Below are 24,806 nucleotides of genomic sequence, written 5' to 3'. Positions count from 1 at the left end.
GGGTTGATCTAACTCGACTTTTGAAAATCGTTCATTTAAGTGAGAAACCCGCCCCTAACGACCGCACAATTTCAGTTGTGCTACCCTTGATCTGAACCTACTCAACCGCGATCATAATTTTTATTTAACAGAGAATAGCCTTTTTGTCAACTTATTTAATTGGGGCTTGCTGATTAAAAAGGTGAAAAAAGTTAGGATTTTGGTTGACACGAGATAGAAAAATTAAGAGATAATTCTTCCTCCTGCCTTCTATAAATTTCTGTACGGACGTTTCATGGAGCGTCCGTACAACTCCTGTCTCCTGACTCCTACTTCTACCCCTACCCCTACCCCTACCCATAAGACTTTTGAGCGCCAACCCTAATTGATGACACGCCCTAGCTACAAAAGAGATATATAATTTAAGAGAAGAATCCCAAAAAATCTAGATATTCTTTATAGAAAAAAAGAAATGAATCTTCCTAATCCAAATACTCCCTTATATAATCATCCTTTGCCCAAAATTGAGCAATGGCTACAAGAAAATGGCTGCCAACAAAATTCCCAAGAATTAAATTGTTGGTGGGTTGAAAAACCAACTTGGAAAGCAGAATTATTATTAGATATCGACCAACTTACTGTACGCTATGTAGATGCAGGTATTGATGGTAATGACATTCAAAGATCTTTTAAATATTCCTTAACCAGACAAGACCTGGAAGCAGCAATATTTTCTGGACCTTAGCCTAACTGGAAAGTACAAATTTAGAATTTAGAATTTAGAATTTAGAATTTAGAATTGGAGAGTATACTAAAAGTATCATGGGAATAGGCTGGCAGCAGTTAAACTTCCAAATAGACAATTTCTAACCTTTAGATAGTTGAAAGACTTAGCTAGTAATAATTATTCCTAGAACTGTGTACTGTCTAGTAGCATAACTTGAACGAATTAAATTTTGCCAAATCTCCGTTCTCTTTGCTGATAAGCACATAAAGCACGATGAAACTCAGCACGATTAAAATCAGGCCAAAATGTCTCAGTCACATAAATTTCTGAATAAGCAATTTGCCACAATAAAAAATTACTAATTCGCATTTCACCACTGGTACGAATTAATAAATCTGGATGAGAAATACCAGTAGTATAAAGATATTTCTCAAAAATTGCTTCATTAATTTCTTCAGGTTTAAGTAAACCTTCTTGTACTTGAGTAGCGATCGCCCGACAAGCTTGTATAATTTCCTGACGTCCGCCATAATTAGTAGCTACAGTAAACTTAATCCCTTGATTTTGCCCAGTTGTTTCCACTGAGCGTTTAATCTCAGTTTGTAAAGATAGAGGCAAAGAACTCAAATTACCAACAAATCTAATTTGAACATCTTCTGCCACCATTTCTTTTAACTCTCGACACAGAACTTTTTCAAACAAAGTCATTAAAAAATTAACTTCCTCCAGAGGTCTGCCCCAATTTTCACTAGAAAAAGCATAAGCAGTTAATGCTTCTATACCCCAATCCTTACAACATCGTAGCAAATCCTTGAGGACTTCCACTCCACGCCTATGTCCCATAATCCTTGGTAAACCACGATTTTTTGCCCAACGACCATTACCATCCATAATCACAGCTACATGGCGAGGCAACTTTTCTGGTTTTAAGTCAACAGGTAAATCTTGTAAACAAGTTCCTTGATTCATCTTTTCTTTCGAGGAGCTGATGGACTCTGACGAAGTACCCATGAAATTAATTGCGATCCTTTTAATCCTACTTGACGTCCCAGACTAAATATAGGGATTGATTTTGTATTTTTTTCACTACCTGATAGAAATAGACGTTCCTCTAATAACTCCTTTAGTTTATTACCTGTTAAAGGCCGATTCAAGATTCCTTTTTCAGCCAGAGAAATAGAACCAGTTTCTTCAGACACTACTATACAGAGACATCTTTCCACTTGTTCTGTAATTCCCATAGCTGCTCTATGACGAGTCCCTAATTGCCTAGAAGCTATTTTCTCAGACAGTGGTAAAATCACACCAGCCGAGATAATCTTATGTTCTCTAATTAGAACTGCTCCATCATGTAATAAAGTTTTGGGCTGAAATATAGTTTGTAATAGTTCACGAGAAAGTTCAGCATTTAACTTTACCCCAGGTACAGAAAAATCCCTTTCATCAATCGGTCCATTTGTTTCTATAATTAACAAAGCACCTATCCGATTTTGGGACAATTGTTTGATTGCCTCGACTATTACATCAATAATATTATCTGATTCAGGTAAAGGTGGACGATGGCGTCCAAACATTTGCAGAATTTCTCCTTGTCCTAACTGTTCGAGAAACCTACGAAATTCTGATTGTAATATAACTGCCATAGAGACAGCAGAACCGATCACTAGACTGTTAAGGGCAAAACTTAATAGTCTTAATCCAGCCGAATGACTTAGAGCAGAGGCTAACATTAAGACTATAAAGCCCCTTACCATCCATAGTGTACGACGTTCCCCTATGATGACCAACACCATATATATCAGAGCGAGAACCAGTCCAATATCAATACTGTGTATTAATAAGGACTTCATCAAGCCTGGGTCATTACTAAGACCCGATTTCATTTAACTTTCAATTATTAATCTAATATCAACTTTTAATTTACTCTCTTTTACGCTGGTAACAGATTAATTGTGATTTCTTTTAGCTTTCTGTTACCAATTAAATACTATTACCGAATAATTAAATAATTCAGGTTTAAAGCCTTCCCTTTAAAAGGAAAAAAAATAGACTTCTTCCTTTGATTAAATCTTCTTCCTTTTCAGGAGAAGTAATTATCAATTATCCATTATTGAACACCCATAGTTATTCTTTCGGGTAAAATATCTTGATTCAGTAAATCTTGGTAGGTTTCCCTTTGCAAAATTACATTAACTTCATTATTGCCTACCAAAACTGCTGCTGGACGTGGTACTCGATTATAGTTAGAAGCCATACTATAGTTATAAGCACCTGTAGTCATAACTACTAAACAATCTCCTGGTTGAGTAACTGGTAAGTTAGCATTTTTAATTAGAACATCACCAGATTCACAGTGTTTACCAGCTATAGTAACTGTTTCTGTGCTTGGTTCAGATAATTTATTAGCTACAACGGCTCGATAAACTGATTGATAAGTTATTGGCCGAGGATTATCTGACATTCCTCCATCTACAGATATATAAGTTCTAATTTCCGGAATTTGTTTTTGAGACCCTACAGTATAAGCTGTAACACAGGCTGGTCCAATTATTGACCGTCCTGGCTCACATAATAGTTTAGGTAATGGTAATTGTTTACTTTGACAAGCATCTACCATTGCTGTACTAACTTTCTGAACCCAAGTTTCAATACTAGGTGGGTCATCTGCTTCAGTATAACGGATTCCTAAACCTCCACCAATATTAATTTCTTTGATTGATAAATTATGTACTGAAGCAGTTGTTATTGCATCTACCATTACATCTGCTAAATCTTGATGGGGTTGAATTTCAAAAATTTGGGAACCTATATGAGCATGAATACCAATAAATGATAGTAATTCTTGTTTACTAATGAAGGCAAAAACATCATTCAATTGATTAGGGTCAAATCCAAACTTACTATCTAGATGACCTGTACGAATGTATTCATGGGTATGACACTCAATACCAGGCGTTAACCTGATCATTATTTTAGTAGGATTTTGTAGTTGCTCTTTTTGTTCCTTTTTTAAAGCTGCTAATGTTTCTAATTCTAGCCAGTTATCTACAACAATTATACAATCTGTTTCAATGGCAAGATTTAATTCAGCTACAGATTTATTGTTGCCATGAAAATATATTTTTTCCGATTTAACACCTGCTTGAAGAGCTGTATATAATTCTCCTCCAGATACAACATCTATTCCTAAACCTTCAGAACCACATAGGGCACATATTGCTAAACTATTCCAAGCTTTGGAAGCATAAAGTACCAAAGATTCTCCAGGATAATATTGTTTTAGTGCCTCTCTATATTGACGACAAGCTGTTCTGAGAGTATATTCGTCCACAATATACAAAGGTGAGCCAAATTTCTCCACTAATCCTGGGACATCCCAACCTCCGATTTCTAAATGGTCTAAATTATTGACTTTAGCAGTAAGTGGTAAAAGTTCTTGATTAGGTGAACTTTCTTTGATAGAACCTCCTAATTTTGGTAGATACTGAAGCCCTGAATTAGTAGTTATTGTAGTTATTTTAGATGGGGTTGATACCATGAGTGTTTTTCTTACAGAGTTGTACTTTAGTGATGTAATTAAGTAGTAGTTATTTTAGTTTATCTATTTTTGATTTATTTTTCATCTCAAGTTTAAACTTATATTAGATAGATGATAAATAATGAACAGTAAATAATAAAAATTATCTCTAATTATTACAGCAGATTCCCAGTATATTAAAGTACAGATTTAATAATTAAATCTTTTCATTGGGATTTTTCCGGAACCGTGCATCTTGCTTCCGGGAGTTTAACTCACCAAAATAGAATCTACTGTAACTACTTCTGGTTAAAACTGAGAAAAATGAACCAAGGGAAGAAATATTATTTATTGCTTCTCATTGAAAGGAAATGTTTTAAATGAAATTGATTAACTATCCATTATCCATTAGTAATAGGTATGGCCATTATTACGATTCAAAAAATGAGTCCAGAACACATTTCTAGGGTGGTTGAATTGGATCAACTTTGCTTTGGTGGACTCTGGAATACTCAAGGTTATCAGCGAGAGATAGAAAGTCCTAATAGCGATTTGCTGATTTTAATGATTAGCCAAAATACTAAAACTGAGAAGGAGGAAGTTACCTTTAAATCCTCTAACTGTAAATCACAGATTACCTATAATGATAAATCTATAATCGGCATTGGTTGTTTATGGGCTATTTTGGAGGAGGCACACATTACTATTTTGGGAGTCCACCCTAAATACCAAGGTTTGGGTTTTGGTCAATTATTACTATACACTTTAATGAGGTCTGCTTGGGAAAGAGGATTGGAGCGAGCTACCTTAGAAGTTGCAGTTTCTAATACTCCTGCATTGTCTTTATATCATAAATTTGGTTTTCAAGATGTAGGTCGTCGTAAAGGATATTATCAAAAAACTGGGGAAGATGCTCTAGTTCTTTGGCGTGGTCATCTCCATGAACCAGATTTTGAGGGCACTTTGTCTGAATGGTATAGACAAGTTGTTGCTCGTATTAATGGTTATGAAGTGATTTGGGAAAAGTTAGAAGTCTAAAATTAACACTCTAGAGTTTGCCTATTAAGGTAGTTAGAAGTAAGAGGCAAAATCTATACTCAACAATAATATGTTTATTTTTACTTCCTTTAGGATCAGTGCTGGAAATTTACTCATTTCATTTATATAGGTAAAATTTTTCTTACTTATTCTCAGTTAGAAATAAAAATGGCGCTATAAAAAAGGATATAGGGTTGCATCCTCAACCAAATTATGATAAGATGAAGCTTAATAGTAGTCACTCGCCTATACACATGATTTTTTATTCAATCAAAAAGAGAATAGCTGGTTGGCGATCGCCAATGTCAAGAAAAATCAATCTCAAAGATGTCAAATTAGAATCAGTAGTTTAAATTTAGGGTGTGTCATCAATTAGATCAGGACTTACGCAGCGACCCTAGATGTAGCGCTTAAAACTGTTGTGCAATAGTTTTTCAACTCTATATATAGTAACCTTGCGTAAGTCCTGTAGATGTTAGAAGGTTTATCAACAAAAGTAGTGGACTGACAAAGCTAAAACTGTTCATTACATCATTGGGGGGGGCGGGTTTATCTAAATAACTGTGACAATCGTTCATTTGACTGAGAAACCCGCCCCTACCTACCGCACAATTTTAGGTATGCGCTCGCTATATTTGAACCTACCCAACCGTGATCGCCATTTTTAGTAGCCTTTTTGTCAACTTATTTAATTGATGACACGCCCTAGTAATTTCATTTATGTAGGTAAAATTTTTCTTACTTATTCTCAGTTAGAAATAAAAATGGCGCTATGAAAAAGGATATAGGGTTGCATCCTCAACCAAATTATGATAAGCTGAAGCTTAATGGTAGTCACTCGCCTATACACATGATTTTTTATTCAACAAAGAAAATAGGATAGCTGGTTGGCGATCACAAATGTCAAGAAAAATCAATCTCAAAGATTCCAAATAGATTCAATAAAAGCAGGTTGAGGGATTCTATTTTAACTAGAAATAATAATTTATTTAAAGATATTGAATGAGAAAACTATTTAATTTCCATAAGAAAAAGAAATAGATATAGCAATTATAAATAAGTCGTAACAATTCAAAAACTAGAAATAGACACCAAAAGCTTATACTAATTCACTATTATCTCCAAAGCTATTCTCGAAAATATTGCTAATTTTTGAAATGAATAAAATATGATTATTATAGTTTAATCATCAGTAATTTAGTAAGTAAAAATCTGAGCTATACTTGACAAACCAAAATGATTCTTAGTTGAGAAAAATCAACTTTCAGTACCATTAACAGTAAATCGAACAAGCAAATTGATAAAGACATCAGATAGGGGATTACCCTACCTGAATTTTTTTTAGATTGAGCTAAACTGTCTAAATACCAACTTATAAGTATACCAATAAGACTATTTTGTTTTAGAGTAGTTTGGTAAAAATTGTTACCCACCAAAAAATTTATGATATGACTCAAAAGATTACTATCGCAAAATAAATTTACATTTTGAGTAAGTATCCTTAGTCTCAAGATTCAAAAGTGGGAAACGGTTTTAGTAAAAATGTCAAGCTAGAATAAGCTTTAGGGCAATTAATTAAAAAGATAGGAATTAATTATTTATGTTTGAACGCTTCACCGAAAAAGCAATCAAAGTGATAATGTTGGCCCAAGAAGAAGCTCGCCGCTTGGGACATAACTTTGTAGGGACAGAACAAATTCTCCTTGGTTTAATTGGAGAAGGGACAGGGGTAGCAGCTAAAGTCCTAAAATCTATGGGTGTGAACCTAAAAGATGCTCGGATTGAAGTGGAAAAAATAATTGGCCGTGGTTCGGGATTTGTAGCAGTAGAAATCCCATTTACTCCTAGAGCTAAAAGGGTTTTAGAATTATCTCTAGAGGAAGCACGGCAATTAGGACATAACTATATTGGTACAGAGCATTTACTTTTGGGTTTAATCCGAGAAGGAGAAGGAGTAGCTGCCAGAGTTCTAGAAAATTTGGGCGTAGACCTCTCAAAAGTCCGCACTCAAGTAATTAGAATTTTGGGTGAAACAGCAGAGGTGACAGCTGGTGGTGGGGGTGGTCGGACAAAAACTCCGACCCTGGATGAGTTTGGTTCAAATCTGACTCAAATGGCATCTGAAGGTAAGTTAGACCCAGTGGTGGGAAGACAAACCGAAATTGAAAGGGTAATTCAAATTCTCGGCCGTAGAACTAAAAATAATCCAGTTTTGATCGGGGAACCTGGTGTCGGTAAAACGGCGATCGCTGAAGGTTTGGCACAACGCATTGCTAATAATGATATCCCAGATATTTTAGAAGAAAAGCGGGTGGTAACTCTGGACATTGGCCTTTTGGTGGCTGGTACTAAATACCGGGGTGAGTTTGAAGAACGTCTCAAGAAAATTATGGACGAAATTCGCTCTGCGGGTAATGTTATTCTAGTTATTGATGAGGTCCATACTTTAATTGGAGCTGGTGCTGCGGAAGGGGCCATTGATGCAGCCAATATTTTGAAACCTGCTTTAGCCCGTGGGGAGTTACAGTGCATAGGGGCGACTACCCTAGATGAGTATCGGAAACATATTGAACGAGATGCAGCTCTGGAACGTCGTTTTCAACCAGTGATGGTGGGTGAACCTTCTGTTGATGAAACTATTGAGATATTGTACGGTTTGAGGGAACGTTACGAGCAACACCATAAGTTGAAAATTTTGGATACTGCTCTGGAAGCTGCGGCTAAGTTATCAGACCGTTATATTAGCGATCGCTATTTGCCAGATAAAGCTATTGACTTAATAGATGAAGCTGGTTCCCGTGTGCGGTTGATTAATTCTCAGTTGCCACCCGCAGCTAAGGAGTTGGATAAGGAGTTACGTCAACTTTTGAAAGATAAGGATGAGGCGGTGCGTTCTCAGGATTTTGATAAAGCGGGTGAGTTGCGCGATCGCGAAATGGAAATCAAATCGGAGATCCGTTCTTTAGCTCAAAATAAGAAGCTCGACTCCACTAATGAAAATGATTCTCCAATGGTAACTGAGGAGGATATTGCTCATATTGTGGCAAGTTGGACTGGGGTTCCGGTGAATAAGTTAACTGAGTCTGAGTCTGAGAAACTGCTGCACATGGAGGATACTTTACACCAACGTTTGATTGGTCAGGAGGATGCTGTGAAGGCAGTGTCTCGTGCTATTCGTCGCGCTAGAGTGGGATTGAAAAATCCTAACCGTCCGATTGCTAGTTTTGTGTTCTCAGGACCGACTGGTGTTGGTAAGACTGAGTTGACTAAGGCTTTGGCTGCATATTTCTTTGGTTCTGAGGAAGCGATGATCCGATTGGATATGTCGGAATATATGGAACGTCATACTGTTTCTAAGTTGATTGGTTCTCCTCCTGGTTATGTTGGTTATAATGAGGGTGGTCAGTTAACGGAGGCGGTTCGTCGTCGTCCTTATACTGTGGTGTTGTTTGATGAAATTGAAAAAGCACACCCTGATGTATTCAATATGCTGTTGCAAATTTTGGAAGATGGTCGTTTGACTGATGCTAAAGGAAGAACAGTTGACTTCAAGAATACCTTGATTATTATGACTTCTAATATCGGTTCTAAGGTAATCGAAAAAGGAGGCGGTGGTCTTGGTTTCGAGTTCTCAGACAATGAAGCTGATGCTCAGTATAACCGGATTCGCAATCTGGTGAATGAGGAGTTGAAACAGTATTTCCGTCCTGAGTTCTTGAACCGTTTGGATGAGATTATTGTGTTCCGTCAGTTGAGTAAGGAAGAGGTGAAGGAAATTTCTGTTATTCTGCTGAAAGAAGTGTTTAGTCGTTTGACAGAGAAGGGTATTAAGTTAGAGATTACTGAGCGCTTCCAGGAGCGGTTGGTTGAAGAAGGTTATAATCCTAGTTATGGTGCGCGTCCTTTGCGTCGAGCGATTATGCGTTTGCTTGAGGATAGTTTAGCTGAGGAAATTTTGGCTGGCAAGATCAATGATGGCGATACTGCTGTGGTTGATGTTGGAGAAGATGGTCAGATTACCGTTTCTAAGGGTGAAGAGGAAGAAAAGGAGAAGCGAGAGTTAGTACCTCAAGTTGCTGAATAGGATTTAGTTTCTTTCGGGAACGGAAGTAAATATTTAATGGTTAAGACGGTGGAGGGTTTATGCTTTCTGCCGTTTTGTAGCAGGATTTACGCAAAGGTCTATATATGGAGTCTTGGTGCGTTACGCTACGGCTAACGCACCCTACCAATAGCGTTCATGCGTAAGTCCTATGTAGTTATAGCAGGGAACACTTAACTGGGAACAGGGAACAGTTGTTCAAGTCTTTCCGCTCTCTAAGATTCATCATTAGTCCATGTCCTAATCGCCTTGTCGGTTGCTATATATCCGTGTAAAAATGCTGACACCCCTCCTTGGAGGGGAATGGGAAATTAGGAGATTGATAAATAAAAGGTAGAGATGACTAGAGGTCATATCATGTCCGGTTGAATAGTTACATTTTGGAGGAAGGAAGGCAGCTATTCTGAAGGCAGAAGCTTTTCTGCTATTCTTAGCTTGATTTTATACACGCACGGTGCCCGAAAAATCCGATGCTAACGGACATGATATCATTGATTATATTTGTTGACAGAACAGAATAATTGTTATAATTGAACCGAAGATTTGAATTGAAGTCCAACTTCTGAATATTTAATTCATTGCAGTCAAGGTAATTATGGTTAAATTAAGTTCTAACAACTTTTTCGAGTTTACTTTTAATGAAGGAGCAGCTAGAATAGGCCAGACTTTAGAGTTTGATGCTAACGATCAAAATAAAGGTAGTGCCTTTTTTTCTGAACAAATTAGGTTTGATGAAGATACTTCTTTTGAAACCAATTTTCGATATCAAGTAGGACAAAACACTGGTTTAACATTCATACTACATGACGATCCAAGAGAAGATATTGCTGTAGCAACTCACTCTTTTGATAGTGGCGTAGGAATTTTATCAAGTGTAGCTGTAGAATTAGACAGTTTACAGGGTATTTTAATTAATACCAACGGTAGTCCTATACCTTTAGTTTCAGTTCAACCTGACGATTTAGACTTAGAGCGCGATGAAGAGATTAATGTTTGGATTGAATATAAGAGCAAGAATGATCGACTAAAAGTTTTTACATCTACCACGACTACTAAACCTAAAAATCCTTTGTTGTCTACAAAAGTCGATATTGAAGGTATTATCGGTAACAAGGCTTATGTTGGCTTCGGTGGTTATGATTATAGAAACAGTCTAGCTCTTCTGGAATGGGAGTTTTCCAGTTCTGATCCAGGCCCCAATAGAACTATGAACGGTGATAATGAAAACAACCGACTCCGAGGAACTAATCAAGCTGAGAGAATCAATGGCGGAAACGGTAACGATACTTTAATCGGTCGTGGTGGTGCTGACGAACTATTCGGTGGCGCCGGAAACGATACATTAACAGGTGGTGGCGGTGCAGATGATTTTCTGATAGGCAGCAACAGAGCTTACAGGAGAGAAGACTTGGGCGTTGATACTATCACAGATTTTCGACCCAATGTTGACAATATTGTTCTCAATACAGATACTTTTATCACTCTTGGTAGTGAAGTAGGAAAAGGATTTAGTATTGAGCGAGAATTTGCATCAGTAAAAAACAAAAAAGCCGTTGCTGGTTCTGTAGCAGATATCGTTTACGTTCGCTCCACTGGAGATTTATATTATAATGCCAACGGTGCCCTACCTGGTTTGGGCGGTGGCAACAAAATAGCTACTTTGAAAGGTGCGCCAAGTATTAGCGCAGAGGATTTCATTTTAGATGAATTTTCCTAATTGGGATTTGTGGTAATTAAGAAATCTGGTTTTGCCAAAAAATGACAAAATTATCAACCATTTGTAGGAGTTAATAGCTGTTAACTCTTACCTTACAAAACTTTTAATTTTGGCATACCACAGTAGGGAGTCCCTACTATTTTGAGTCCTGATAAAAATTGTTAAAGGAGGTCATCAATCAGCTTACTGTATAATTAATAGGACTATAGTATGATGTGATTAGAGTTTATTTAGATACCAGTTTTTATCATCGTCCTTTTGATGACCAAACACAAAATAAAATCGCCTGAGAAACTGAAGCTGTTGATTTTAGGAATGATTAAAAATCAAGAAATTGAGTTAGTTAACTCAAGTATTCTTGACTATGAAAATAGCTGTCATCCTAAATTAAATCAAAAACAGAACATGATAGTCTTTCAGCAAATGGCTAATATAAAAAAAACCAAAACAAAAGAAGTATAAAAAAGAGCTAAATATTTAGAAAGTCAAGGAATTAAAACCTTTGATGTTCTCCACGTTCCTAGTGTATAATTAGCAAATTCTGAGTATTTTATAACTGGCGATAAACAATTAATTAATCGTTTTCAAACTTGATCAACCATTAAAACTGTTAATTCTATTAATTTTATAGCTGAGGTGAAAAATGACAATTAAAATACCTGAAAATCAACAATTAATCGAAAAAGTTTTACTTATTTTACAAAAGCAATTACCCCCTATAGATTTTTGGCGCTTTGTAGCAACTGTTAATTTAGGAAAAGGTGATTATTTAGCTTTCAAAAATCAACTACAAGAAAACGAAACTGTAGAAAGTTTATCTCAAAAAATAGATGAATATGAAAATAAGCAAAACCTTAAATTTAAACTCTTAGATATAGTTGCTTTACTAGAAGACTTACCCCAATTAGGATTATATAGGGGACAGGTCGGAACAATTGTAGAAGTTCATGAGTCAACTGTTTTTGATGTTAAATTTAGCTATACTTCGGGGGCGCTTATGCTATCGAAACTTTACAAGAAGAACAATTAATGTTATTACATAATTCTCCTGTAGAACCAGAAAAATTAACGACTAATGCTTCATAATATTATAGTCACCTTAATAAGTAGTGGACTGTTTCATCTCAAATAGTAATTACTATAGCAACTGATATAATCAGGACTTACGCAAAAGCACTATATATAGAGTATTGGTGCGTTAGCGTCAGGGTAACGCACCTTACAGATAGGGTCTATGCGTAAGTCCTAATAATGAAAAACAGGACTAAAGCCATGAGGAACGCAATTTTCTTGGCTTTAGATTGCTATCCTGACGGACTGCGACCCACCCATTCATGTCGCGGAGCGAAACCCTGTGGCTTGCTATCGCAAAGCTGCGAATCCCGCAATGACAGAAACACGTTGCGCGTGCGTAAGTCCTAAAAAAGATATACAATAACAAATCATAGTTATTTTTTTCATATTCAGGAGTTACGCAAAGACACTATATACAGAGTATTAGTGCGTGACGCTGACGCTAACGGACTCTACCAATAGCCTTCGTGCGTAAGTCCTAATATTAACAGGAGTTACGCAAAGGTACTATATATAGTGTGTCGATGCCTGACGAAGTGGGCTTTTCATGTCGCGTAGCGAAACACACCCTACTAATAGCGTTCATACTGTTCCCAGTTAAGTGTTCCCTAAAAATGCAAATGAAGCTCTTAAAATTACATCTTTATCCCCTGATGGCTTTGACTTCCCTGTTAGGAACAGTCGCCATCCCCGCTCATTCCCAGTCTATTACTCCAGCAACGGACGGTACAGGAACTACTGTCAATCAAAATGGCAACCAATTTAATATCGAAGGTGGCTCTCCTAGTAACGACGGTGCTAACCTATTTCACAGTTTTGGCGAATTTAATGTTAAATCTAATCAAACTGCTAACTTTCTGACTACCCCAGACATTCAGAATATCCTGGGTAGAGTCACAGGGGGAAATGCTTCTACTATTAATGGTCTGATTCAAGTAATTGGTGGCAATTCTAATCTTTTCTTAATGAACCCTGCTGGTATAATGTTTGGCCCTAATGCTAGTCTTAATGTTCCTGCTTCTTTTAGTGTTACTACTGCCACGGGTATTGGTTTCGATAACAATAATTTTTGGTTTCAAACACTAGGTACAAACAACTACTCAAATTTAGTGGGTAATCCCAGTGGGTATCGTTTTGATGTTTCTAACCCAGGGGCTATAGTTAACCAAGGAAATTTAACTTTAAATCCAGGAAATAATCTTACTCTGACTGGCGGCACGGTTGTCAATACAGGGGAACTTTCTACAGCGGGTGGAAATATTACGATCGCTGCGGTTAATGGTGGAGATGTTTTGCGCATCTCTCAACCAGGTCATGTTTTAAGTTTGGATATATCGCCTGCTGCTGTTAATTTGTTGGGAGAGTCGATTACACTGTTATCGTTACCACAACTGTTAACAGGTTCCCCCCTTTCAAAGGGGGGTCAGGGGGGATACAGCGCCTCATCTGTAATGGTTGATGCTGAAGGTAATTTGGTTTTGACAGATACAACGGTACAACAGTGGGATCATCTTGCTCCTGTGGTAATTTCTGGAAATATAGATGTATCCCACATTCCCCCGTTCCAAAGGGGAGAGCCAGTCCCCCCCTTTCAAAGGGGAGAGCCAGTCCCCCCCTTTCAAAGGGGGGTTAGGGGGGATATAACCCAAAAAGGTGGACAAATTAACATCTTAGGTTCCCAAATAGCAATAATAGACGCCAACATTAATGCCAATGGTTTAAATGGAGGAGGAAATATATTAATTGGAGGCGACTTCCAAGGCAATGGAATAGTTCCTAATTCTCTACAAACTTTTGTTAATAATAACTCTTTTATTTCTGCCAATGCTATTAATAATGGTAATGGCGGTCGAGTGATAATTTGGTCTGATAATACTACTAATTTTTCTGGAAATATTAGTGCTAAAGGAGGAGAATTTTTTGGTAATGGAGGGTTTGTTGAAGTATCTGGCAAGGAGCGATTAATTTTTGATGGGAATGTTAATGTTAGTGCAGCATTAGGAGAAGGAGGGACTATATTATTTGACCCAAAAAATATAATTATTGGAGCGGAAACATCTCTTTCTTTGAAGGGGGAATCAGGGGAGTTTCAAACATTTTCTGCTGAAAAAATAGGAGAATTAGAGGGTAATATTAGTTTGGAAGCTGACAATGATATAACTGTTAATCAATCAATAGAAACTTCTGAGTCTTTGGAGTCTATAGAGTTAAAAGCTGGACGAAATATTAATCTAAATGCTGATATAAATACGTCTAGTGGCAATGGTGATATTACTCTTTTGGGAAATGATGATGGAGTTGATATTAATGGTCGCGAACCAGGGGCAGCTTCTATTAATCAAAAAGCAGGAACAACTTTAGATGCAGGTAGTGGAAATATCACAATTGAACTAGGAAATTTAGGAGATAATGGTGATATAAATCTGGCTGGTTTAATAACTACTGGTCAAGTTTTTCTTAATGCTAATCAAGGCAATATTAACCAAGTTTCTCTTAATTCTTTAATTACTGCCGACCAAGCAATATTTCAAACTCAAGATATTGGTGGTGTAGGTTTGGCGGAAGCACCTTTGCGAATAGATGTAAATAATTTAGAAGTATTAGCAGGAGAAAAAGGGGTATTTATTAATTCTATAAATAATTTAATTATCGGTGAAGTTAGTGATGATTTTGCTGGGATTAAAGTTAGAGGTGGAGGCAATTTAGAGTTAAATATTAATGGTAATTTTACTGCAATTGAAGAGATAACTACATCAGTTCCTAATGGTCAACCAGGGAATATTAATATTTTTAGCAGCGGGAATATTAATACTACTGAAACTACCCTGAAAGCTAATTCAATTTCAACCAGTGGTGGGAATATATTTCTCGATGCAAATGGTAATATTAGAACTGGAGATATTAATGCTTCTACTCAAGGAAATAATAAGGGTGGAGATATTACTATAAATAGTGGCGGTAAAGTTAATACAACCGCAGGTGCAATATTTTCTGCTTCCCTTCAAGGTAATGGTGGGGATGTTACTATTACGAGCGATAACAATTTAACTACAGGTTATATCGACTCCCGCTCCAATGGTGGTGGTAATGGTGGCAATATTACTCTAGAAAGTACAGGTGGAAATGTTAATACCAGTAGGGACGAAATAGTTTCTTTTTCTGTTGGAGGTAATGCTGGAAATGTTACGATCACCAGTGAGGGCGATATTACTACAGCAGATATATTTTCTTCTGCGGGCGAAGCACTAGACCAACAGGGAGATTTAGGAAATTCATCACCATTCGATGACAGTGATGTTAGTTTTGACCAACCCCAGACAGCAGATGGAAATGGAGGAAATATTACTCTGACAGCAGAGGGAAATATAGATACTAGGGCTGGAACGTTGGAATCATTTTCTCGGTTGGGTGGTGCGGGTAGAGTTAGTATTACTAGCAAGGGTGATATTACTACTGGGGGTGTTTTTTCTTCTGCGGGCAACCCTATTGTTGGTAATGTTGGCAACACAGACACAACAGAAACTGCTGAAAATACGATCACAAATAATAAGAATGGTGGTGATATTATTATTGAAAGTAAAGAAGGTAAGGTGACTCTTACGAAAGAAATAGATACTGTTGCCGTCGGTGGAAATGCAGGAAATGTCAGCATTAAAGCTGCTAGAAATATTAATACCGAAACTATTGAGTCAGCAACATCTGGTGGTAATGGTGGAGATGTCACCATTGAAAGTACCAACGGCAGTATAGATACTACTGGTGTTGCCGGAGATGCACAAATATCTTCTCTCTCTCTGGACGGAACAGCGGGTAATGTGACAGTCAAAAGTGATGGAAGTTTAATTGCTGGTAATATTAATTCTAGTTCAGAAAATGTTCAGGGTGGAAATATTACTCTCGAAAGCAAGACTGGTAATGTTGATACCAGTAATGGTGAACTTATCTCTTCTTCCCTGACAGGGAATGCAGGTAATATAAGTATTACCAGTGATGGCAATATCACTACGGGCAATATTTCTTCTTTTGCAGGTCAAGAGCTTGGTGCTGCAATAGATTCTGATTTTACGGGAACTGGAAATTTTGGTAATGGGGGAAATATTACTTTGACCGCAGGAGGAGATATTGATACTACTGCTGGAACAGAGTCAGAGTCTAGTTTGACGTCATTTTCTCGTAATGGTTCTGGAGGAAATATCAGTTTAGAAGCAACGGGTGATATTGTTACCAACGTTATTATTTCTACTGCTGGAGACCCCGAAAATAATAACCCCACATCAACAACCGAGAATCAGAGCAATAGTGCTAATGGTGGTGATATTAATATTAAGAGTACAGCAGGTGCAGTAACCACCACAGGAGAAATTAATAGTTTTGCCAGTTCTGGTAATGGTGGTAATATAACTATCGAAGCCGTTCGTGATATTAATATTGGTGACAATGAAACCAAAGCATTAGCAAATATTGACTCCCGTTCAGACAACATAGGTCAAGGAGGGAACATTATCATTGAAAGTACAGAGGGTGCAGTAACTATTAATTCAGAAATAGAAAGTTTTGGTGCTACCAGCAAGGGTGGTAATATCACTATTAAAGGTCATGGAGATATTGAAATCCTTAATAACCAAACAGAGGAGGAAACAGCGACTATTAATTCTCGTGCTAATACCAATAGTGATGGGGGTGATATTTTCATCAAGAGCAATACAGGTGCTATAACTATTGATAGTGAGTTATCTTCTTCTTCTGGAAGTGGTGATGGCGGTAATATTAATATTCAAAGTTCTGGCAATCTCACAACCAGTAATATAGATTCTCGTTCCAAAGGAGATGGTAAAGGTGGAGATATTACTTTAGAAAGTCAAAATCAAAATGTTAATACTAGCAGAGGTGAACTGTCTTCTTTTTCGGAGTTGGGAAATGCTGGAAGCGTCAAAATTACTAGCAGTGGTAACTTAACCACAGGAAGTATAGATTCTCGTGCCAATAGTAGTGGTCAAGGTGGCAACATAACCCTAGAAAGTATGAATGGAAATATTGATACCAGTAGCGGTTTTCTTAGCTCTTTTTCTGGGTTAAGAAATGCTGGACATATAAATATTACCAGCAACTTAGACATAACTACAGGTAATATAGATTCCCGTTCTGATGATAACGGTAATGGGGGAAATATTGCCCTCCAAAGTACCAAGGGAAATATTGATACCAGTAACGGCGACCTGATATCCTCATCCTTTAATGGGAATGCTGGAAGTGTCAGTATTACTGCGACTCAGGGAAATATCCAAGCTAACAATATTTCATCCTTTGCTGGAGCAGAATTTGAAGACCAAGAGGAATCATCATCTGTCATTGCGAGCGATAGCGAAGCAATCTCAAACAATGAAAGTGGTATGGGAAATGGAGGAGACATCACCCTCAGAGCTGGAGGAACCATTGAAATAGAAAGAGGGAATTTAGAATCATTCTCTCGTCAGAGTAATGGAGGTAATATTAACATTGAAGCAGAAGGCAACATTACCACCGCTAAACTTCTTTCCACCGCTGGCAACCCTGAAGAACCAATTTCCCCAACCCAAACAAATGGAGGCAGGAGTGGTGATATTACCGTTACCAGTGCAGAAGGTAGTGTCACCATACAGAAAGAAATAAATAGTCTCGCCGACCTTAACGATGGAGGCAACGTTACCATCAAAAGTCATAGTGACATTATCATAGAAGATGAAATTAATACTCGAAGCGATCGCTATGGAAAAGGTGGTGATATTGAAATAGAAAGCACTACAGGGGGAATAGAAATAGGAAAAAAAATATCTTCTAGAGCAGAAGACGGTTCAGGAGGTGCAATTACTTTAAATAGTCAAGAAAACATTCAAACCCAAGAAATTGAATCATTTTCTCGTAAAGGAGCAGCAGGTAATATTGAGATCACTGCTACAGGTGATATTAGTACCAGTGAAATACTTTCTTCAGCAGGAGACCCAGAAGATAGATCCTCCTTTAGAAACAAGGAAGCAGACTTGACTATAACTCAATCTCAAGTTGAAGATGTAGAAGAAAATCCTGGTGGTAACATTACCATTCAGAGTAGAGAAGGAACCGTCACCAGCACCGGAGAAATAGTTTCCTACAGTCAAAACGGAAATGCAGGCAACGTCACCATTATTAGTAAAGGCGACATTAATCTTGCTGACATTGACTCTCGTTCTGATTTTTCCGGAACCGTTGGCACAGGCAACGGAGGAGAAATTTTTATCAAAAGTGAAACAGGAGCTATTAATACAACCAATGGTGAGTTAGCATCTTCCTCCAGAAAAGGTAATGGCGGTAATGTAAATATTATTGGTGCTGATAACATTGAAGTAGAAAATATCTCCTCCTTTTCAGAAAGTAATGGGAATGGTGGAAACGTTAACATTGCAAGTGGTAGTGATGTGACAACTGCAACCATTAGCTCATCAGCAGAAAGTAATGGTCAGGGTGGCAACATCTTTATTTCTGCCGACGGTGCAATAGATACCAGCATTGGCGAACTAAGCTCCTTTTCCACCGCAGGACAAGGAGGAAACATCACCCTCAGTGCCACAACAAACATTAGCACAGGTTTTATCGAAAGCTTTAGTGGTGGTGGCACCAGGGGTGGTGACATTACTCTAGACACAATCAATGGCAACATTGATACTACCGCCGGTCTTTTAAATGGAGAAGCAAATATTTCCACTAATGCTGACGTATCCTCAGAAAATATTGCCACCATCTTTGCAGAAGAACCTGCAAACCTTAGTTCCTACGCTCCCGAAGGTAGTGGTGGTAATATTTTCATAATTCAGCGAGGAGAGGGAAACATTACTACCAGCAACATAAGTTCTTTCGGTGGAGAAAATAGTGGAACCGTGAACATTATCAACAACAATGGTAACATCAACACAGAAGTTATATTTTCCACAGGAATTAATAGAGCAGGTGGTTTCATCTCCCTCCAAACCCAAGAAAACGGCAATCTCAATATTAATCATATTGCCACCTATTCCTCCGGTGCAAATGGTACAGGTGGAGATATTAATCTGGATGCTAGTGGTATTGTCAATATTAATAACGTCGCATCCTTTGGTAATGCCGGAAGTGGAAACGTAAACATTCAAAGTATTAGTGGTAGCATTAATACAGGAACAATTCAAACCCGTGCCCCCAATGGTACCAGTGGAAATATAGCCTTAAATACCTTTAGCACCCAAGGAGATATTAGAACTGCCAACGTCACCACTCAAGGAGGAACCGCAGCAGGTAAAGTAGAAATTATTGCTGCCGACGGTTCCGTGACAACTCAAGACTTAGAATCTAGCTCTGAGTCAGGAACCGCAGGAGGAATAGAAGTTCAAGCTGGGGAAAATATTGAGACTGGAGACCAAACAGTTGATAGTGGAACAGGTGATGCTAACATTACTAATATTGCTGATGGGAATATTACCACCGGAGACCAAACAGCGATTACCGAAAACGGTGATGCCAACATTGCCAACATTGCCGATCAAAACATTACCACTGGAGACCAAACAGCGATTACCGAAAACGGTGATGCCAACATTACCAACATTGCCGATCGAAACATTACCACCGGAGACCAAACAGCGATTACCGAAAACGGTGATGCCAACATTACCAATATTGCCGATCGAAACATTACCACCGGAGACCAAACAGCGATTACCGAAAACGGTGATGCCAACATTACCAATATTGCCGATCGAAACATTACCACCGGAGACATTACCCCCATAGGCAACATCAGAGACATCATCAACCTACTAGCAGACTCACTCAATACAGGTGAAATCATTTCAATTAATCCATCAATAGACAATACTCTACTAGAAGCATTACCACAAATACCAGTAACTTTACCCAACCTAGAAGAACCCCCAACACCCATAACCAATGGAGCATTAAACTCCATCGCCACAAAGATTATTCAATCAGTTCAAAATAACAGTTCCATCAGAACCACCAATAACCCTAATCCCCTAAATAAAAAAAGCGATCGCCAGACAAACAACATCAACCCCAACCTGCCTACCCATATAAACATCAACACAGTGAATACAACACCCCTCACAGTTGCTGCCAGTTCCCAAACAATCATAAATATAGAACAAAATCGCACCAATGAATTTGCTGACTACTTTCAGTCAGACCTATACAACCAAACTATATCCACACAAAATATCCGGGAAGTGCTAACCAAAATTGCCAGTCAAACAGGTAACAACTCAGCCATTATTTATATTACCGCCTACCCAGACTCCCTGCAACTCGTATTATATACACCAGGTAGTGACCCCATCCTCAAAACCATACCCCAAATTAACCGGAAAGAACTAATGGAAACCGTCTTAAACCTACGAGCAGAAATCACCAACCCCCTCCGTCGTGACAGCCATAGTTATCTACCCCCAGCCCAAAAATTATACAAATGGCTGATTGCACCCATAGCAGCAGAATTAGAAACAGCCAAAATCAATACCCTACTCTTTAGTATGGACAATGGTTTGCGTACCTTACCTATGGCAGCATTACACGATGGAGAACAATTCCTCATTGAAAAATATAGTCTCAGTTTAATACCCAGTATTAGTTTAATGGATACCAACTACCGACCACTTCAAAACACCCAAATATTAGCAATGGGAGCAAGTCAATTTATAGACAAAAATCCATTACCAGCAGTACCCACAGAATTAGAAACAATATCTCAAGAAATATGGCAAGGCAACAAATTTCTCAATCAAGAATTTACTCGTGATAACCTTCTAGGTCAAAGACAAAATTATCCCTATCCCATCATTCACCTAGCCACCCATGCAGAATTTAGACCAGGAAAAGCCAACAATTCTTATATTCAGTTGTGGGGAACAGAGCAACTCAAGTTAGACCAAATTAGAGAATTAGGGTGGAACGAACCAGCAGTAGAATTATTAGTATTGTCAGCTTGTCGCACCGCCTTCGGAGACAAAGATGCCGAATTAGGATTTGCCGGACTAGCAGTAGCAGCAGGAGTTAAGTCAGCTTTAGCAAGTATTTGGTATGTGAGTGATGAGGGGACATTGGCGTTAATGACAGAATTTTATACTCATTTGAATCGTACCAAAATTAAAGCAGAAGCATTAAGACAAGCACAGTTATCAATGTTACGAGGGGAGGTAGTTATCGCAGATGGGGAATTAAGGGGAACTGGAGTCCGTGGTGTAGTAGTTTTACCTTCAGGGTTAGGACAGTTTGAAAATAAAAATTTATCTCATCCTTATTATTGGTCAGGATTTACTATGGTTGGTAGTCCGTGGTAAGGAAGTAGGGGAGTAAGGGAGTAAGGGAGTAAGGGAGTGGGGAGTGGGGGAGAAGTAAACATCAGAAAAATTGTTCCTTGATTTTCCTGCCCCCATCTTACCCAAATGCTAACTTTTTTATCAGCCCAAAATATCGTGCTTTTACCAAAAAATTGGGGTATGTGCCTCCCCTTGTTCGGGGATGAAAAAATACTCGATTCAGTATTTCAAGCTTCAGACTTTAGTCAGAGGTTCACTCTCTACTGATAACTGTTAGCGCAGCTCCTCCGCAGGAGGCTAACTGATAACTGAAATGACGGTTCCCCAAAAATCAGGGCTTGAAAATACTATAACCATGATTAATATCAATACTTTTATCTTTAAGTCAGCAAGTTCTACTTAATTTGCCTTACAGTTGTAAAATTTTTATCTCATCTTTCCAGCTCAAAAAATTTCTACAAAAATAATCCTTATAAAGCAATACCATGCATGAAAAAAGAATGGTACAAATAGATAGACCTTAGTCGGAAATACTGAAAAATAGCTGCTCAAGTTAATTTTAGATATTTATCTCTATCCTTTATCCCTTTTTGTTAAAGGTCTCTTCCTTCTTACTTCTTCCTTCTTACTTCTTCCTTCTTACTTCTTCCTTCTTACTTCTTCCTTCTTACCTCTACTTGTAAAAAAACATTATAGATTTTTTTTGCACAATTGATAAGTTTCAGTATATATTATTAATAACTGTCAAAATTTTCACGAAAATTTATTTAGTACACTACTAATATAGCAAGGAGAACTATTAATAACTATGGATGAAAATTCAACTACTCCATTAACGGGAAAAATTTTACTTCAAAAGGTAAAAGAACTTTCTGACTTACCACGAAGGGAAACAGCTAAACTCTGTGGATATTACACACTTACAAAAAGTGATGAAACTCGTGTTAATCTTACAGATTTTTATGATGCAATTTTAGCAGCAAAAGGAGTTCCTTTAGAAAAGAGTGGAAATAAAGATGGTCGTGGTAGGGAACCTACTTATCGAGTTAGCGTTCATAGAAATGGCCAAATAGTTATAGGAGCTACTTATACAGAAACAATGGGTTTAAAACCAGGAGACGAATTTGAAATCAGGTTAGGATACAAACATATTCATTTGAAACAAGTAGTAGATGATGAAAAAGATAGTGATGCTAATGGTAATGCCTCACAAATAGAAGAATAACTTCATGGAGAGTCAGGGAATTTTAATTGAGTGGGATTTAGAGACTAATTTTACTTTGAAAATCATCAATTACTTAATTTAATGTATTAATGTTATCAAAATTTCCAGATTCTCCCTATTTTTTTTCTGACCTTGAGGTGAAAATTAATAGGAAAAATCTAGATTTTTAACTTTGATAAATAATGTTAAAGCTCATGGAAAAGCACGAAAGCTATTAGACTTCTCCAAAAAAGAAATATAGGAGTAATAGGCAATAGTAAAGAAACAATTGATAATTTATGTACGATAATTGATTTTATTTTTTATTTCTGGAGATGTCTATTAATATCAAAACTTTATTTAGGGTTTGTTTATGGAAAGTCTTTTTTATAGGATAGGGAGTAGGAAGTATTTAGGGTTTGCTGATTGATCGGGAACCGTAAAAGTCTTTTATTCGAGGGGAGGAGCCAGAATCGGTGAATCCAGAATTCAGAAGTCAGGGGAATTATAGAAGAAGTAGTCAGAAGAATCTTCCCTTTATTTTCTAACCTTTTCTTGCTCAAAATCTTAGAATGCATGATTTTTCGGGAACCGTACCATTACCACCTAAAAGCTGGTACTTTATTATTACCTAAAAAGAGTCCATTAGTATGGCAAGACTTTGAGATTTCCATACCCAAGCCCTAAGTATTGATGCATCTGGTACTTTTCTCGTTCCCAAAAAGCTAAAGCCTTTATTATCTTAATACTTTGAGAGCTAATCAGCCAAAACTAATTAATTGGGAGCATTATTAGCTCTCTTCTCTGCTGTATCTAGATAATTTTGATACTCAGAAACTTTTGTTTGTGCTCTTTGATAATTTTGGTCAGACTCTGGTACTTTCTTCATTAGCTCTACAGCTTTTTGCCAATCACTAACGACTTCATTCCATTCAGATTTTGTTTGAGCTGTCTGAGCTTTTTGGGCAGCACTTTCAGCGCTTTTAACAGCAAAATACCAGGGGTTAGAGTCGGCAACGTTGTTTTCGTTTTCTGGTGTAGGTAAGTTAGGTTCAGGAGTAGTCGTGTTTTCTGACTTTGATTGACTAGACGATGGTAGTCGAAATATTCCACTAAAGTACAATGCAGCAAAGGCAGCTACTGCTACTAAAACAAATCCCAGTAATACTTTCAGGACTAAAGAATTATTCTTTTTTTGAGACTGAGGTTCCTGTAATAGTTCATCATCATCATCTTCATATTCTCCCTCTTCCTCATATACTCCTTCGTCGTAATCTTCATCTGTTTCCGTTTCGTATCCACTTTCCATTCCCTGATCTAATGCCTTTATACCTGAAAAATCTCCTCCTTCTTCTTCAAGTTCAGATTTCTGGTGTTCTGATGATCTACCTAAAAAAAATTCCTCTTCCCATACTGGTATTTCACTATCACTCTGAACACCATACACCTTGACAGTATTGACTGATTCAACTCCCAATTTCATAATTCCAGTTCGGATAAATTCAACAAGAGAGGCTCGTTGATTAGAAATTTGATCCGATTCTAGTGTAATTTCCAGAGTACCATTGTCCCTAATGACTTGGACATTAATACCTTTTTTTTGTAGTGAATGATTGATAATTGAGGAGATAACTTTTGGATCTCCTTGTTTAGCAAGTTCCCGTAGATTGTTTGATGTCATAACTACCGATCCTTTGGGCTGAAGAGCAACAATTAATTTACTTAGTTACTATAATCAATTTTGATATTGTTATACCATTTTTGTGTAACAATATTTTTAATGATTGTCTATCAAAACTTCTAATCACTGGTGTAAATTTATGAGGACTTACCCATGGACGCTATCTTTAGGGTGCGTTTTGCGTTCCGCAAAGCTCCGCTAACGCTACGCGACATGAAAAGCGTATCTCGTAACTGAGCAAGACTCTATGTATAGTGCCTCCCGTGTAAGTCCTGTTTATCCTGAATATTTAAGCACAGTTTCGCCGCTCAACCAAACTTACTCAAACTTACTCAAAAGTCTCAAAGCTTAGTTGAATGCAAGTAGCTCGACCACTACAGGGTTAAACGGCAAACCCCCTTATAGATTGGGATGGTTAGGAACTGACCATAAACATTATTATGGAAACAA

The 24,806-nt window shown here is 37.5% G+C and carries 12 protein-coding genes; 8 read left to right on the top strand and 4 right to left on the bottom strand.

All coding sequences use genetic code 11. The features are described from left to right. Window positions 1-451 precede the first annotated feature (451 nt). Entirely contained in the window at window positions 452-724 is a 273-nt protein-coding gene (locus VKJ25_RS24150) for a DUF3143 domain-containing protein (RefSeq protein WP_324239201.1), read from the top strand. A 204-nt stretch (window positions 725-928) separates the two neighbouring features. Here VKJ25_RS24150 and uppS read toward each other — a convergent pair whose 3' ends face one another. From uppS to lysA, 3 genes are all read right to left on the bottom strand, one after another. Beyond that, entirely contained in the window at window positions 929-1,675 is a 747-nt protein-coding gene (gene uppS, locus VKJ25_RS24145; protein ID WP_324239200.1) for a polyprenyl diphosphate synthase, read from the bottom strand. After that, window positions 1,672-2,589, bottom strand: a complete 918-nt coding sequence (gene cdaA, locus VKJ25_RS24140) for a diadenylate cyclase CdaA (protein WP_324239199.1) — start codon at window positions 2,587-2,589, stop codon at window positions 1,672-1,674. Before cdaA ends, uppS begins: the two co-directional genes overlap by 4 nt. A gap of 224 nt (window positions 2,590-2,813) precedes the next feature. Next, window positions 2,814-4,244, bottom strand: a complete 1,431-nt coding sequence (gene lysA, locus VKJ25_RS24135; RefSeq protein WP_324239198.1) for a diaminopimelate decarboxylase — start codon at window positions 4,242-4,244, stop codon at window positions 2,814-2,816. A gap of 423 nt (window positions 4,245-4,667) precedes the next feature. On the opposite strand from lysA, the gene rimI reads away from it, so the two are divergent. The 7 genes from rimI (at window position 4,668) to VKJ25_RS24100 (ending at window position 22,696) form a co-directional block, all read left to right on the top strand. Continuing rightward, on the top strand, window positions 4,668-5,261 hold the full coding sequence (rimI, locus tag VKJ25_RS24130; protein ID WP_324239197.1) for a ribosomal protein S18-alanine N-acetyltransferase: 594 nt from the start codon (window positions 4,668-4,670) through the stop codon (window positions 5,259-5,261). 221 nt (window positions 5,262-5,482) lie between these two features. Then, window positions 5,483-5,614 (top strand): hypothetical protein, encoded by a 132-nt coding sequence (locus VKJ25_RS24125; protein WP_324239196.1) that lies wholly within the window; start codon window positions 5,483-5,485, stop codon window positions 5,612-5,614. 1,247 nt (window positions 5,615-6,861) lie between these two features. Further along, window positions 6,862-9,345, top strand: coding sequence for an ATP-dependent Clp protease ATP-binding subunit (locus VKJ25_RS24120; RefSeq protein WP_324239195.1), 2,484 nt, complete (start codon window positions 6,862-6,864; stop codon window positions 9,343-9,345). Window positions 9,346-9,958: 613 nt separating this feature from the next. Next, window positions 9,959-11,080 carry a hypothetical protein gene (locus tag VKJ25_RS24115; RefSeq protein WP_324239194.1) on the top strand — a complete coding sequence of 374 codons (1,122 nt, stop codon included), beginning with the start codon at window positions 9,959-9,961 and terminating at the stop codon, window positions 11,078-11,080. Between the two features lie 643 nt (window positions 11,081-11,723). Continuing rightward, on the top strand, window positions 11,724-12,110 hold the full coding sequence (locus tag VKJ25_RS24110) for a DUF4926 domain-containing protein (RefSeq protein WP_324239193.1): 387 nt from the start codon (window positions 11,724-11,726) through the stop codon (window positions 12,108-12,110). Between the two features lie 664 nt (window positions 12,111-12,774). Further along, on the top strand, window positions 12,775-21,492 hold the full coding sequence (locus VKJ25_RS24105) for a CHAT domain-containing protein (RefSeq protein WP_324239192.1): 8,718 nt from the start codon (window positions 12,775-12,777) through the stop codon (window positions 21,490-21,492). Window positions 21,493-22,279: 787 nt separating this feature from the next. After that, a complete protein-coding gene (locus VKJ25_RS24100; protein WP_324239191.1) occupies window positions 22,280-22,696 on the top strand; it encodes an AbrB family transcriptional regulator in 417 nt (138 codons plus the stop codon). Between the two features lie 754 nt (window positions 22,697-23,450). On the opposite strand, the gene VKJ25_RS24095 is transcribed toward VKJ25_RS24100, so the two are convergent. Next, window positions 23,451-24,356 carry a hypothetical protein gene (locus tag VKJ25_RS24095; protein WP_324239190.1) on the bottom strand — a complete coding sequence of 302 codons (906 nt, stop codon included), beginning with the start codon at window positions 24,354-24,356 and terminating at the stop codon, window positions 23,451-23,453. Between the last annotated feature and the right edge of the window lie 450 nt (window positions 24,357-24,806).

It is taken from the genome of Okeania sp., from assembly GCF_035285525.1.
Taxonomy (GTDB): domain Bacteria; phylum Cyanobacteriota; class Cyanobacteriia; order Cyanobacteriales; family Microcoleaceae; genus Trichodesmium.
This window is presented reverse-complemented; position numbering and strand designations above follow the sequence as displayed.

What these genes read in the sequence shown, in the direction of transcription:
- VKJ25_RS24105 (WP_324239192.1), top strand. Translation starts at nt 12,775, where the DNA reads ATGAAGCTCTTAAAATTACATCTTTATCCCCTGATGGCTTTGACTTCC.
- uppS (WP_324239200.1), bottom strand. Translation starts at nt 1,675, where the DNA reads ATGAATCAAGGAACTTGTTTACAAGATTTACCTGTTGACTTAAAACCA.
- VKJ25_RS24095 (WP_324239190.1), bottom strand. Translation starts at nt 24,356, where the DNA reads ATGACATCAAACAATCTACGGGAACTTGCTAAACAAGGAGATCCAAAA.
- VKJ25_RS24115 (WP_324239194.1), top strand. Translation starts at nt 9,959, where the DNA reads ATGGTTAAATTAAGTTCTAACAACTTTTTCGAGTTTACTTTTAATGAA.
- VKJ25_RS24150 (WP_324239201.1), top strand. Translation starts at nt 452, where the DNA reads ATGAATCTTCCTAATCCAAATACTCCCTTATATAATCATCCTTTGCCC.
- lysA (WP_324239198.1), bottom strand. Translation starts at nt 4,244, where the DNA reads ATGGTATCAACCCCATCTAAAATAACTACAATAACTACTAATTCAGGG.
- VKJ25_RS24125 (WP_324239196.1), top strand. Translation starts at nt 5,483, where the DNA reads ATGAAGCTTAATAGTAGTCACTCGCCTATACACATGATTTTTTATTCA.
- VKJ25_RS24110 (WP_324239193.1), top strand. Translation starts at nt 11,724, where the DNA reads ATGACAATTAAAATACCTGAAAATCAACAATTAATCGAAAAAGTTTTA.
- VKJ25_RS24100 (WP_324239191.1), top strand. Translation starts at nt 22,280, where the DNA reads ATGGATGAAAATTCAACTACTCCATTAACGGGAAAAATTTTACTTCAA.
- VKJ25_RS24120 (WP_324239195.1), top strand. Translation starts at nt 6,862, where the DNA reads ATGTTTGAACGCTTCACCGAAAAAGCAATCAAAGTGATAATGTTGGCC.
- rimI (WP_324239197.1), top strand. Translation starts at nt 4,668, where the DNA reads ATGAGTCCAGAACACATTTCTAGGGTGGTTGAATTGGATCAACTTTGC.
- cdaA (WP_324239199.1), bottom strand. Translation starts at nt 2,589, where the DNA reads ATGAAATCGGGTCTTAGTAATGACCCAGGCTTGATGAAGTCCTTATTA.